General features: G+C 69.1%; 14 protein-coding genes. 6 read left to right on the forward strand and 8 right to left on the reverse strand.

Annotation, left to right across the window (positions count from 1 at the left end; translation table 11 throughout):
• Positions 1–38 precede the first annotated feature (38 nt).
• Complete coding sequence (locus DMB66_RS00890; RefSeq protein ID WP_125802054.1) at positions 39–695, reverse strand: metalloregulator ArsR/SmtB family transcription factor; 657 nt, start codon at positions 693–695, stop codon at positions 39–41.
• Between the two features lie 87 nt (positions 696–782).
• On the opposite strand from DMB66_RS00890, the gene DMB66_RS00895 reads away from it, so the two are divergent.
• Genes DMB66_RS00895 through DMB66_RS00905 form a run of 3 tightly spaced genes read left to right on the forward strand, consistent with a single transcriptional unit; the run spans position 783 to position 4,878 of the window.
• Positions 783–2,138 carry a rhodanese-like domain-containing protein gene (locus tag DMB66_RS00895; RefSeq protein WP_199751670.1) on the forward strand — a complete coding sequence of 452 codons (1,356 nt, stop codon included), beginning with the start codon at positions 783–785 and terminating at the stop codon, positions 2,136–2,138.
• Positions 2,135–3,412 (forward strand): MFS transporter, encoded by a 1,278-nt coding sequence (locus tag DMB66_RS00900; RefSeq protein WP_125802055.1) that lies wholly within the window; start codon positions 2,135–2,137, stop codon positions 3,410–3,412. Before DMB66_RS00895 ends, DMB66_RS00900 begins: the two co-directional genes overlap by 4 nt.
• A 2-nt stretch (positions 3,413–3,414) precedes the next feature.
• On the forward strand, positions 3,415–4,878 hold the full coding sequence (locus tag DMB66_RS00905) for an aminotransferase class V-fold PLP-dependent enzyme (protein WP_158647099.1): 1,464 nt from the start codon (positions 3,415–3,417) through the stop codon (positions 4,876–4,878).
• A gap of 50 nt (positions 4,879–4,928) precedes the next feature.
• On the opposite strand, the gene DMB66_RS00910 is transcribed toward DMB66_RS00905, so the two are convergent.
• Positions 4,929–5,864, reverse strand: coding sequence for an AraC family transcriptional regulator (locus DMB66_RS00910; protein WP_199751672.1), 936 nt, complete (start codon positions 5,862–5,864; stop codon positions 4,929–4,931).
• Between the two features lie 122 nt (positions 5,865–5,986).
• Here DMB66_RS00910 and DMB66_RS00915 point away from each other — a divergent pair, with 122 nt between their 5' ends.
• Positions 5,987–6,382, forward strand: coding sequence for an MmcQ/YjbR family DNA-binding protein (locus DMB66_RS00915; protein WP_125802056.1), 396 nt, complete (start codon positions 5,987–5,989; stop codon positions 6,380–6,382).
• Positions 6,379–7,128, forward strand: coding sequence for an MmcQ/YjbR family DNA-binding protein (locus DMB66_RS62350; RefSeq protein WP_199751676.1), 750 nt, complete (start codon positions 6,379–6,381; stop codon positions 7,126–7,128). The genes DMB66_RS00915 and DMB66_RS62350 overlap by 4 nt, the downstream gene beginning before the upstream one ends.
• A gap of 50 nt (positions 7,129–7,178) precedes the next feature.
• Here the strand turns inward: DMB66_RS62350 and DMB66_RS00925 are convergent, their stop codons facing one another.
• The 3 genes from DMB66_RS00925 to DMB66_RS00935 form a co-directional block, all read right to left on the reverse strand.
• Positions 7,179–7,421, reverse strand: coding sequence for a hypothetical protein (locus DMB66_RS00925; protein ID WP_125802057.1), 243 nt, complete (start codon positions 7,419–7,421; stop codon positions 7,179–7,181).
• Between the two features lies 1 nt (position 7,422).
• Positions 7,423–7,821 carry a hypothetical protein gene (locus tag DMB66_RS00930; protein WP_125802058.1) on the reverse strand — a complete coding sequence of 133 codons (399 nt, stop codon included), beginning with the start codon at positions 7,819–7,821 and terminating at the stop codon, positions 7,423–7,425.
• A 138-nt stretch (positions 7,822–7,959) separates the two neighbouring features.
• Positions 7,960–9,303 carry an Ig-like domain-containing protein gene (locus DMB66_RS00935; protein WP_158647100.1) on the reverse strand — a complete coding sequence of 448 codons (1,344 nt, stop codon included), beginning with the start codon at positions 9,301–9,303 and terminating at the stop codon, positions 7,960–7,962.
• 295 nt (positions 9,304–9,598) lie between these two features.
• On the opposite strand from DMB66_RS00935, the gene DMB66_RS63385 reads away from it, so the two are divergent.
• Positions 9,599–9,820, forward strand: coding sequence for an IS110 family transposase (locus DMB66_RS63385; protein ID WP_233624200.1), 222 nt, complete (start codon positions 9,599–9,601; stop codon positions 9,818–9,820).
• On the opposite strand, the gene DMB66_RS00945 is transcribed toward DMB66_RS63385, so the two are convergent.
• From DMB66_RS00945 to DMB66_RS00955, 3 genes are read right to left on the reverse strand one after another with little or no spacing between them, the layout of a single operon-like run.
• Entirely contained in the window at positions 9,800–10,675 is an 876-nt protein-coding gene (locus tag DMB66_RS00945; protein ID WP_125802060.1) for a carbohydrate ABC transporter permease, read from the reverse strand. The two genes, DMB66_RS63385 and DMB66_RS00945, sit on opposite strands and share 21 nt — an antisense overlap.
• Positions 10,672–11,607 carry a carbohydrate ABC transporter permease gene (locus tag DMB66_RS00950; RefSeq protein WP_125802061.1) on the reverse strand — a complete coding sequence of 312 codons (936 nt, stop codon included), beginning with the start codon at positions 11,605–11,607 and terminating at the stop codon, positions 10,672–10,674. The genes DMB66_RS00945 and DMB66_RS00950 overlap by 4 nt, the downstream gene beginning before the upstream one ends.
• Before the next feature lie 56 nt (positions 11,608–11,663).
• On the reverse strand, positions 11,664–12,914 hold the full coding sequence (locus DMB66_RS00955) for an extracellular solute-binding protein (RefSeq protein ID WP_125802062.1): 1,251 nt from the start codon (positions 12,912–12,914) through the stop codon (positions 11,664–11,666).
• Positions 12,915–12,939 lie beyond the last annotated feature (25 nt).

The raw sequence follows: 12,939 nt of genomic DNA on the forward strand, positions 1-12,939 counted from the left end.
GCGCTCCTTGGCGGAAGTGGAATGCAAACGGAGTCGGTTCAGGCGGCGACGGGCAGGTCGGCGAGGCGCCATTCGAGCATGCCGTCGGTCAGCCTTGTCGCGTCGCGGCCGTGTGCTTGCAGCAGCCGGACGGCGTCGTGGGCGAGCACGCAGTACGCGCCTCGGCAGTAGGCGACGATCCGGCCGTCAGAGGGCAGTTCAGCCAGCCGGGCGGCGAGCTCGTCCAGGGGGATGCTCACCGCCCCGGGGATGTGCCCGGCCGCGTACTCCTCGCGTGGGCGCACGTCCAGCACGGTCACCGCCGAGGTGGTGGCCAACCGGTGCAGCTCGTCTCGGGTCACCGGCCGGCCGCCGTCCTCGCCGAGATACGCGACGCGGGCGGCTTCGACATCGGGCAGGTGCGACTGGGCGACATCCCGGAGCCGGGCGTACAGGTCGGCGACGTCGCGCCCGGCCAGCGAGTACAGCACGCGGGTGCCGTCTCGGCGCGTGGTGACCAGGTTCGCCTGACGCAGCGTCTGAAGGTGCGCCGACGCACTGGTCATCCCGAGATCCGCTGCTGCGGCCAGCGAGGCGACATCACGCTCACCCTGGGCGAGCAGGTCGAGCAGCTCCAGGCGCTTGCCCGAGGCCAGAGCCTTGCCGACCCGCGCGAACTGGTCGAACAACGCGTTCTTGTGCTGGCGGTCACCCACAGCCATCATCCTCCAAAGATCTATGGAATAGTGTAGAAGATGAGGGTGGGCCATTGCCACCCACCCCCGGGGAAGGTGTGAGAAGACGTGGACAAGAGACTGATCCCGCTGGTCGACGAGGGACTAGGCAACTCGGCGTACCTGTTCGACCTCGGCGACGGCCGCGCTCTGGCGGTCGACCCCTCGCTGGACCTGCGCGCGGCCGACGCCGCCGCCGCCAAGCATGGCCTGCGGATCGCGTACGCGGCCGAGACCCACCTGCACGCCGACTTCCTGTCCGGCGCCCGCCAACTCGCCCACGACCACGGCACCCGAATCCTGGCGTCGGCCGCCGGGCAACGCACCTTCGACCACCAGCGCCTCGATGACGGCGACGAGGTCGACCTCGGCGGCCTCACCCTGCGCGCCCTGGCCACCCCCGGGCACACCCCGGAGCACCTATCGTTCCTGCTCCTCGACGGCGGCCGGGAGATCGGGGTGTTCACCGGCGGGTCACTGATCGTCGGGGCCGCCGCCCGCACCGACCTGATCAGCCCCGACCGCACCGAAGACCTGGCCCGCGCCCAGTACGCCTCGCTCCAGCGGCTCACCGCCCTGGCCGACACCACGGCCGTGTGGCCCACCCACGGCGCCGGCTCGTTCTGCTCCGCACCACCCGGCGCCGCCCGCACCTCCACCATCGGCGAGCAGAAGAACACCAACCCGCTGCTGGCCGCCCCCGACGCCGACACGTTCGCCCGGATGCTGATCGACAGCCTCGGCTCCTACCCGGCGTACTTCGATCGGCTCGGCGAACTCAACCGGCACGGGCAACTGATCACCACCCCGCCGCTGCTCACCCCCCTCGACGTGGCACAGGTGCGGCGCCTGCTCGGCGACGGCGCCATCGCGGTCGACGTCCGGCCGGTCCGCGATTACGCCGCCGGGCACATCCCCGGCTCGGTCGCCATCGCGCTGCGCGCCCAGTACGCCACCTGGCTCGGCTGGCTGATCCCACCCGGCGTGCCGATCATCATCGTCCGTGACCCCGGCCAGGACCCTGCCGACATCCTGTGGCCCGCCCTGACCGTCGGCCACACCACGATCGCCGGGGAACTCGGCGGTGGCGTGGCCGCCTGGTCGGCCGCCGGTGAACAGGTCGCCACGGCACGGATCGTGGATGCGGCGCAGATGGACGCCACCAACGTGGTCGACGTGCGCCAGGCTGGCGAGACCACCACCGGGCATCTACCCGGCGCGCACCTGATCGAACTCGGCGGCCTGGCCGCACACGCCCGGGACCTGCCGCGTGGACCGGTGACGGTGATGTGCGGGCACGGCGAACGCGCCGCCACCGCCGCCAGCCTGCTCGAACGCGCCGGGCACACCGATGTGGCCATCCTCGCCGGAGGCGCCCACGACTGGGCCGAGGCCACCGGCCGCACTCTGGCCACCGGCCGATGACCGCCTCGACATCGGCGCCGCTGCGGCTGGGTCTGCGCCAGAACCTGCCCCAGTTCCTGCTCCTGGTCGCGGTCAACGCTCTGGTCGGCGGGATGATCGGCCAGGAACGCACGGTCCTGCCGCTGCTCGCCGACCAGGTGTTCGGCCTCGGCGCGTTCACCGCCTCGCTGACCTTCATCGTCGCGTTCGGCGTCACCAAGGCCCTGACGAACCTGGCCGCCGGCACCCTCTCGGACCGCTACGGCCGCAAACCGGTCCTGGTCGCCGGGTGGCTGATCGGTCTGCCGGTGCCCCTGCTGCTGATCTGGGCACCGTCCTGGTGGTGGGTCATCGCCGCGAACGTCCTGCTCGGCGTCAACCAGGGCCTGACCTGGTCCACCACCATCGTCATGAAGATCGACCTCGTCGGCCCCGACCGGCGCGGCCTGGCCATGGGTTTCAACGAGGCCGCCGGCTACCTCGCCGTCGCCGCCACCTCCGCCGCGACCGGCTGGCTGGCCGCCGACCACGGCCTGCGCCCGGCACCGTTCCTGCTCGGCCTCGCCTTCGCCGCCCTGGGCCTGGGCCTGTCAACGGTGTTCGTCAAAGAGACCCGCCACCACGCCCTGCACGAGGCCCGCACCCACACCCCGAGCAACGGCGACCACCACGACGCCCTGACCGGGCGGCAGATCTTCACCCTCACCAGCTTCCGCGAGAAGGCCCTCTCCTCGGCCAGCCAAGCCGGCCTCGTGAACAACCTCAACGACAGCCTCGCCTGGGGCCTGTTTCCGATCCTGTTCGCCACCTCCGGCCTCGGCATCGCCCGCATCGGCGTCCTCGTCGCCCTCTATCCCGCCGTGTGGGGGTTTGGGCAGATGGCCACCGGCGGCCTCTCGGACCGGTGGGGCCGCAAATGGCTGATCGTCGCCGGGATGCTGCTGCAAGCCGCCGGGATCGCGCTGGTCGCCGCCACCACCGGCTTCACCGTGTGGGCGATCGCCGCCGTCCTGATGGGCGCCGGCACCGCCATGGTCTACCCGGTCCTGCTCGCCGTCATCGGCGACGTCGCCCACCCCACCTGGCGCGCCCGCGCCGTCGGTGCCTACCGCCTCTGGCGCGACCTCGGCTACGCCATCGGCGCCCTGATCGCCGGCATTACCGCTGACCTGCTCGGCCTGCGCGCGGCCATCTGGCTCATCGCCGCGCTCACCGCCGCCTCCGGCATCATCGTCGCGATCCGCATGTACGAAACCCACCCACGCCAACCGGCACCCACGTCCGTGGAGAACTAAGGATGAGCACGCATCCCGGCCTGAACGACGAACCGATCTACCTGGACTACAACGCCACTACACCCATCGAACCGGCTGTGGTCGCCGCGATGCAGCCCTACCTGGACACCAGCTTCGGCAACCCGTCCAGCGCCCACCGCTACGCCACCGCCCCGGCGGCAGCGCTCGCCGCCGCGCGTGCGCAGGTTGCCGCGCTGATCGGCGCCGACCCGGCCGGGATCGTGTTCACCGGCTCCGGGTCCGAAGCCGACAACCTCGCCATCCGCGGCATCGCGCTGGCCGCCCCCGAGCACTGTCGGCAGGTGATCACCCAGGCCACCGAGCATCCCGCCGTGCTGGCCACCTGCCACGCTCTGCACCGCCTGCACGGCATCGAGGTCACCGTCCTGCCCGTCGACGCCCACGGCCTGATCGACCCGGCCGACCTGCTCGCGGCGATCACGCCGCGCACCGCGCTGGTGTCGATCATGCTGGCCAACAACGAGACCGGCACCATCCAACCGATCGCCGAACTCGCCGCCATCACCCACGCCCACGGCGCACTCCTGCACACCGACGCCGCCCAAGCCGCCGGCAAAATCGGAATCGACGTCCATGCGCTCGGCGTCGACCTGCTCACCCTGGCCGGGCACAAGATGTACGCGTCCAAGGGTATCGCCGCCCTCTACCTGCGCCCCGGCCTCGTCCTGGAGCCGATCATCTACGGCGGCGGGCAGGAACACGGACTGCGCGCGGGCACCGAAAACGTCGCCTACGCCGTCGCGCTCGGCACCGCCGCCGACCTCAGCGGCACCCACCTCGACGGCGAACTGCCCCGGCTGACCTACCTGCGCGACCGACTCCACCACGCCCTCGACACCGCACTGCCCGGCCGGGTCCACCTCAACGGGCACCCCGAACGGCGGCTGCCCAACACCCTCAACATCAGCATCACCGGTGTAGCCGGCGCTGACCTGCTCGCGGCCGTCCCGCAACTGGCCGCCTCCACCGGGTCCGCCTGCCACAGCGGCACAGCAGAACCCTCGCCCGTCCTGACCGCCATGGGCCTCGACCGCGACCGCGCACTCGGGGCGAGCGGCACGATCGCGGGCCAGGTCAGCGAGCTGATGCCGGAGGGTGTCGACGCCGTACTGGAGCTGGTGGGCTGCTCGGTGCTCGCCGACACCTTCCGTACCGTCCGCCGGTACGGCACGGTCTGCTTCACCGGGGCCCTGGCGGGCCAGTGGACGATCCCCGATTTCACCCCGTTCATGATCCCCAACGGGGTGCGGCTGACGTCCTACGGCGGTCAGGCCGCCGACCTCCCGGCCGACGTCTTCGCCCGCCAGCTCCAGGCCATCGCCGCGGGGCGCCTCAAAGTCCCGGTCGCGAAGGTCTACCACGGCCTGGAACAGGTCCGTGACGCCCAGGCAGATGTCGAGTCCGGCACTGCGCCCGGCAAGCACGTCGTCGTCCTGGACGATTGAGACCTGGGCAACGCCGCACTCCCCGGCAAGGGGCCTCCGCCGCGTTTCCGTCACGCGTCGGTCCTGGCTGCGCGGGCCGCGAAGGCCGCCGGGGTGAGACCGGTGCGGTCGCGGAAGAAGCGGCCGAAGTTCGCGGGATCGGTGAAGCCGAGGTGGAGGGCCACGGTCCGGGCATCCCACCGGGCACCTCCCAGCAGGCGCCGGGCTTCCAGTAGGCGCCGCTCGTCGATGAGTTCACGTACCCCCTTGCCGGTGGCGTCCCGGGCGGCGCGGCTGAGGGTGCGGACCGAGCAGCCGAGCAACTTGGCGTAGTCCGCGGCTTGGTGCAGCTCGCGAAAGTTCAGCTCCAAGGCGTCCAGGAAGTGTCCGTACCGGTCGGTGCGGCCGGTGCCGGCCGTGGCCGTGCCGATGGGGGCGATGCCCGGGGAGTTGGCCAGGCGCAGCAGCAGCGACTCGAGCAGGCTGCACCGCAGGGCGTGGTGGAGGCCGAGGGGGCGGCGCCCCAGTGCGCGGTGTTCGTCCAGGAGCTGGAGTGCCGTCTGCTGGAGCCAGGCGGTGTCGTCGGGGTGTGGGCTGAGCACCGCAGGGGCGTCGTGTGCGGTGAGCGGGGCCAGTAGCCGGGCGAGGTCGGGCCGCAGCACGTCCGGTTCGAACAGGATGAACAGGCCGCGGGCAGCGCCGGGCGGATGCCAGCACTGCGCGTGCCCGGGGCGCACCCACAGCCACTGGCCCGGGGTGACCGTCCGCGTGACGTAGTCGACGTCGTGCCGCAGCTCGCCCTCGGTGATCGCGATGAGGTAGTGGAAGGTGGCGCGGCCCGGACGGGGCGGGTTCCACGGCCAGTCGTCGTGCTGGGTGAAGAAGTCCTCGACGGTACTCACCTCGAGGTTGTAGGGAGTGCCGACCGGGGGCTGGAAGCCGTACAGCGTGACCGCAGGTGGTCCGGCCTGCCTGCCCGGCCCGGAGTGTCGCTTGCCGACCATCATGTGTCCGCAGCCTACCGCCCTTCTGGTCGGCTTCGACGCAAGGATGGGACGTGCCCACCGCGTCCCGCGCGGCGCGTCCTTCGATGCCACAGTCCGTCACCACCAGACAAGGCTCACCACCTATGAATGGATCGGCCCTGCACAAGACCGCCGCCGACTGCGCGGAGGAACTCCCCGGAGCCCAGCTGGAGCATCCCTTCGGCCCGGCCTGGGAGGTCTACAAAGTCCGCGGCAAGGTGTTCATGCTGATGACCGAAGTCCCGGGCCGGCCCGTCGTGATCCTCAAGGCGGACCCCAGCGAGGCCCATGCCCTGCGGGAGCAATACCGCCACATCACTCCTGGCTACCACATGAACAAGAAGCACTGGATCACCCTGGAGAGCGGAGCAGGCGTCGACGAGGAGCTCGTCGGGGAGCTCGTCACCGACTCCTACCGGCTCGTCGTCGCCCACCTGCCCAAGGCCGAGCGGCCTGTCGACCCGCACACCTACGGCACCGGCGCGCGGGCGGCCCGGTGACCGCGGGCGGTGACCGGCTCCAGGCCACCGCCCGCCGGGCGGCCCTGGCGCTGCCCGACGTCAGCCACGGATACCCCTTCACCGCGGGACTCGACGTGTACAAGGTCGCGGGCAAGGTGTTCCTGATCGTCACCGACGACCCGGACGACCAGATCATCACGGTCAAGTGCGAACCCGAACACGCCCTCGCGCAAGTACGCGGCTACGCCTCGATCACACCGGGCCGCTATCTCGACAAGCGCCACTGGATCTCAGTGGGGCCTGGACCCGGCATCACCGAGCGGCTGATCACCGACGCGGTCGAGGATTCCTACAACCTGGTCGCCGAGCGGCTGCCGCGACGCGACCGCCCCCCGTGCCCGCTGAGCGCCGCGAGCTTCCACCGCGAACGGCGAGCCCTCGCTCGTCAGCATTCCCTCGCCCCGTCCGGCCTGGCTGCGACCCGAGAGACCGACCGTAGTAGCCCCGGACCCAGCCCAGCGGGCAGGACTCGTGGAACGTGTCGGGCACTTCCTGCTTCGGGCCGTCCCGGCCGGACCCGCTCGGGGCCCGGCTGGGTTATGCGGCGATTTGCTGCCGCCGTCCGCCGCAAGGGCGACCCGGAGCTGACCCGCGTCGAGGTCGCACCCTTCCTCCAGGCCGCCGAGGCCGCCTTCCCTCGCTGGGTGCGCGCCCAGACCTACCTCCGCAACACGGTGGTCTTCGGCGGCTCCGCCGTCGCCCTGGCCGCCGTCTCCCTCGCCTGATCGTTTCCGATCCTGCTGCGGCGAGCCGGCGGGTGCATAGAACGGGGGCCTTATCGGGGATGCTGTCGCCGATAAGGGCCTCTGTCGATGTCCAGCGGCAGTTGGGCCGGCGGGCGGTGCCGGGGCGGCGACGCCACGGATGGGGCCTGATCGACCTCGCCGCGCAGGATGGCCCGGTGGATGTCGCGCAACCCGGCCCCGGGCTCGACGCCGATCTCGCCGGCCGGCCGGCGCCGTGCCGCGAGCGGCTCGCCCCGCCACAGCGCCAGCGCCTCCCGGAAGTGGCGCGGCAACCTAGAGCTCGAACGGATGCAGCTGGACATCCCTGTGAGGAACGTAGATCTGCACCCAGCTGGCGTCCACCTCTGCCGGCGGAGGCTCAACAAAGTCCAACAGGATCATCGACCCGTCCAGATCCAGGACGCCGGCACCGTCGGTAGTCAACCCCAAACGCCCGCGCAAGATCACGCAATGACTGCCCGCAAAGATCGCCGGTCCAGGCTCGGCCGCGAGCCTCGCATTGAGACCCCAACTGATCTCTATGTCGATCGCCCACTCGACGTCATACCGCCCCAGGACAGCATCCGGTGAGCCACACCACGGCACCGCCGTCCGGCCCACCGGAGTCTGGACCTGCACTATCGGGAATGGGCTCCAGTCGAACCGGCGCATCTTCTCAATCTCGACCAGCACCCTTAGATCATGCCCGCAGCCAACCAACCGTAGTGGGGCCAAACTCAACGGCACCCGTGCCCGGCTGATCGCGTTGGCCACCAACACTCCGTGATCAGCCCCGGGCCGTTTCGGCCCGGGGCTGAGCTTGTGTACGTGTTACCGGTCCGCGTTCTTGCGGATCAGCGCCTCGACCACAGTGACCGGCTGCGCCAGCGAGGTGGAGGCGGCATAGGTGCTGTCGCCGTTGTAGGTGGCGGTGATCTGGTAGGAGCCCACCCTGAGCTGCGTGGGCCTCAGGAAGCAGCCGTTACCGGTGGCCAGGATGATCGTGCACACCGCCACCGCGCCGTTCTTGACGGTGACGTTCCCGGTCGGGGTCCCGCTCACGGCCGGGACGACCTCGACGGTGAACAGTTCGGCGTCCTCGCTGCCGAACGCGATGACGTCCGCCGACGCGGTCAGGACGGTGGTCGTCGGCTGTTTGTCCACGACCAGGGTCTTCGAGATGTCCGAGGACGGCGTGTTGGTGACGTCGCCGTTGTAGGTGGCGGTAAGCGGGTAGCTACCCGGCCGTAGCAGGCTGGCGGACGGGCTGCAGTGGCCCGTGCCCCCGCTCAGGGTGAACCCGCAGATCGGCGTCGACCCGGTTCTGATCGTGACGGTCCCGGTCGGCGTGCCGCCACCGGCGTTCGTGACGCGGGCGGTGAGGACCTCGGTCTGCTCGCTCCCGAACGGCACCGAAGGGCTCGATAGTGTCAGCGTGGTCGTCGTCGACTGCACGGGCACCACGGTGACCGTCCGGCTCGTTTCGGAGCCGACGTAGACGCCGTCGCTGAAGTACGTCGCGGTGATCTGGTGGGTGCCGACCGGCAACGTGCTCGCCCCCAGGGGGCACGAGGCGAGACCCCCGATGCTGTTCAGCGTGCCGCTGCACAGGGTGACCGTTCCCGAGGCCGTCGTGTCCGTGATGGTCATAGAACCACCCGGAGTGCCCGCCACGTTGCCCCGGACGCCGGCGCTGAACGAATAGCCCTGTTCCTGGCCGAAGACCAGCCGGGGATCGCCGGACACCTCAGACCCGAAGGGATCCAGGATCTGCATGCTCGTGGTACTCGGCTGCAGGAGCACGGTGAGCGGCACCGGACCGGAGGAGGACGGGAACGTGTCCTCGTTCCCGAAGTAGGTGGCAACGAGCGTGTAGGTGCCGGGAGGCAGGGCGCGGGCCGTCATCGTGCAGGTCGCCACGCCGCTGATGGAGCCGGAGCACAGCGACTTCCCGCCGCCCCCGACTACGAAGTCGCCGCTGGGGTTCCCGGCCGAGACGCCGACCGTCATCACGTCCCGGTCCAAGGCCCCAGCGAACGCGGTGCCGCTCTGCAAGCTCAGCGACGTCGACGACCCGTCCTTGTCCGCCAGCGCCGGGCCGGCTGTCACCGCCTGCACCACGAGCGCGGCGGTCACCACGCTCGCCAGTCCGGCCAGCACTTTTCGCCATTTCATGGAAACCTTCCCCGTTCTCCGCATGGGCTTTCGGTGGTGAAGCCCTTGCACGGTGCCCGGGTGGACTGAAACGGCGCTGAATCGGTGCTGAAACCGCAGATCTACTGGGCCGGACCGGCCGCCACCAGCAGCTGTCCACGGAGATCGCCGACCTCGACGAACTACTCAAACCTCTCGTCGCCGCCATCAATCCCGGTCTGCTGGCCGCCCACGGCGTCGGCGCTGACACGGCCGGGCAGCTGCTGGTCAGCGCTGGCGAGAACCACGACCGGATCACTGGCGAGGCGGCGTTGCCATGCTCTGCGGCGTCGCCCCGATCCCTGCCAGCTCCGGCAAGACAACCCGGCATCGACTCAACCGCGGCGGTGACCGGCAGGCCGATGCCGCGCTCTATCGCGTGGTGCTCTGCCGTCTGCGCTGGGATCCGCGCACCCGCGACCACATGCAGCGACGCACGAAGGAAGGTATGTCCGGCTGCTCCGATGTGGGGGTGGGGTCATCCTTTGACTCCCCCTGAGGTCATGCCGGCGATGAACCATCGCTGGAAGGCTACGAAGATGCTGAGGACGGGGATGAAGGCGACGACGATGAAGGCGGAGAAGAGGGCCCAGAAGTTGCCGAATCCAGTGGTGATGTAGCGGACGATTCCGTTTTGGACAGTCTTCATGTCTTCGGTGGTGGCGAGGACGGTGCCGACGAGGAAGTCGTTCCAGACGAACACGAAGATGAAGATGGCGATGGCGGCGATCCCGGGTCGGATCAGCGGGAGGATGATGCGCCAGAGGATCTGGTGGCGGGTGCAGCCGTCGATGGTCGCGGCTTCTTCGATCTCGACGGGGATGTTCTCGATGAAGTTGCGCAGGAACAGGATGGTCTGCCCGCAGATGATGGCGGTGTAGACCACGATCAGCATGGGGTAAGTGTTGATCAGCGCGGTCCGGACGAACATGGAGTAGAGCGCGATGAACACGACGATGGCGGGGACCATCGACAGGAGCAGGATCCCGGTCATCAGGGTTTCCATGCGGCGGCTGCGGTGTCGGGTGGCGACATAGGCGGCAGGGATGCTGATCAGCAGGGCCAACGCGATGGATCCGGCTGCGTAGATGAGGGAGTTGACGAAGAATCGGATGTTCGTGGAGGTGACAATGCCGGCGAAGTTCTCGAAGGTGATGGGGATCGGGATCCACTGGGGCGGGAACTTGATGGTGTCGGCTTCGACTTTCAGCGACGTGGAGACGATCCAGGCAACCGGGGGAAGGACGATCAACGCGGCGACGACGATGAAGGCCCAGGTCGGGATCGCCCGCAGAGCCGACCCGGCCCGGCGGCGGCCCGCGGGGGCGGCCGTGGCGGCGGTGGGGGTGGTCACAGGCTTTCCTTACGTCGGAACCGGATGGCGGCCAGGGTGAGGACGACGTTGATGGCGAACAGCAGGATGGCGGTGGCGGAGGCCCCGGACAGGTTGAAGTCGTTGAAGGTCTGGTTGTAGATCCGCATCGACAAGGTTTCCGTCGCACCGAGCGGTCCGCCCCGGGTGGTCACCAAGATGATGGTGACCATCTGAACGTAGAGCATCACGAGGACGACCACGACCGAGACGATGGTGTTGCGCAGATACGGCAGCGTGACGTTGACGAAGTCGTCCCACACTCCGCCTCCGTCGACCCGGAGGCTTTCGCGGAGCTCCACGGGGATGGTCTGCAACGCGCCGAGGAACAGCAGCATCGCCTGCGGATACGACCACCAGGCCGTTATCAGCGTCACGGCCAGCAGCGCGGTCGCGGGCGAGGAGAATACGTTGGTGCGACCGAAGCCGAGTGAGGTGGCGATCGCTGTCGCGGGTCCGAAGTTGGGGTTGAGGAACCACAGCCAGATGGTTCCCGCGGTGGCCTGCGACAGCAGCCACGGGAGGAGGAACAGGCTGCGGACACTGCGCTTGTACCGGTGCAGGTTGTTCAGCACGATCGCCGACAACAGACCAGCCGGCAAGGCGATGACCAGCGCTCCGAGCGAGAACACCAGCGTGGTCCTGATCAGGCCGGGCAGATCCGGATCGGTGAACAGCTCGACGAAGGAGTTGAGACCGGAGAATTCCCCGATCTGGTAGTACCTCGTCTCGTGGAGCGCTGTCCAGGCCGTGTAGAACAGCGGCCCGATGAAGACGAACAAGAAGACCGCGCTGACCGGCAACACGTAAAGCCAGACCTGGGCGTCTCCGCGCCGGCGACCGCCCACTGCCGCGCCGCGGCGGCGCGGCGATGCGTCGGGAGCGTGAGTGCGCGGCGAACTTGCAATGGACATGATGTCCCCCTTCCCGTGGAGCCCGCTGCGCGGGCTCCACGGATGGTGGCCGAGACTTACTTGTTGGCCGCGCCCTCCGCGGAGGTGATGAACTCGCTACCGGACTTCTTGTTCAAGTACAGGTCCTGCCCGGCGCGGGAGAGCCCGGTGGCCACAGCGATCCAGTTGTCGGCATAGGTGTGCGGCTTGCTGTTGCTCTTGACGTACTCGGCGATCTTGTTGACCGTTTCGGCTTCCGGGGTCGAGAAGAACGGCTCCTGGTAGGCCGCGGCGCGGGTGGGGACCTCGCCGCCGGTGGCCATCACCGCAGCGCCCTTGGGACCGGTCAGGTATTCGATGAACTTCCAGGCAGCGTCGGCATGCTCACTGCCGGCACCGATACCCAGGGTCCAACCGATGGTCGCGCCGATGCCGTCCCCGGTCGACGCCGCCGGCAAAGCGGTCCACTTCACATCGGGATTCTGAGACGCCATGGTGACGATCCGCTCGGTACCGAGCACCGCCATCGCGACCGTCCCGTTGGCCAACCCGTCCGCGACCGTGCCATAGGTATCCGAGGTCACGCTGCTCGCTAGGCCCCCGGCATCGCGCAGAGCGGCCAGAAAGTTGCCGAACTCGATGCCCATCTCGGTCGCGAAGACGGCCTTGTCCCCCTCCCAAATCGGCTGGCCGACCTGACTCATGAAGCAGTCGAAGAAGGTCGCGATGATCGCCGAGTTGTCGGCGTCGGAGAACCCGGTCCCGAAGCCGGTGAGACCCGCGTCAGCGGCCTTGCCGGCCACCGTCACCACCTCGGCATAGGTCTTGGGCACCTCGACGTTGAGCCGCTTGAGGACCTTCTCGTTGTAATAGAACGCGCACGTGCGGTACTCGTACGGAACCGCAACCTGCTTCCCCTCAGGCCCGGCCAGGGTGTCGATCGACCGGAGCCAATCCCCAGCCTCCGACGCCGCCGCCGGCAACGGCGAGTACGCACCCGCCGAAGCCATCTGCGGCACCTGCGGAGTGAACATCTTGAACACATCCGGCGCCTGCCCCGCCGCCGCCGCCTGCGGCAACCGATTCAGCATGTCCCCCAACGACACCACCGCCAGTTCCACGTTGATGTCCGGGTTCGCCGCCTCGAACCCGGCAATATTCTCTTTCAACGCCTTCGCCCGGGGATTGTCCTGACTCGGATCCAGGAAATCCCAGTACGTCAACGTGACCGGCCCGCCCGAATCAGACGACGACCCCGAACACCCAGCGGCCAACAAGCTCACCACCGCCACGAGCGCCACGACAAAGCCACGCTGCTTTATGATCATGGTTCTCTCCCATGAGATCGATTGC

Source organism: Actinoplanes sp. ATCC 53533 (genome assembly GCF_003947245.1).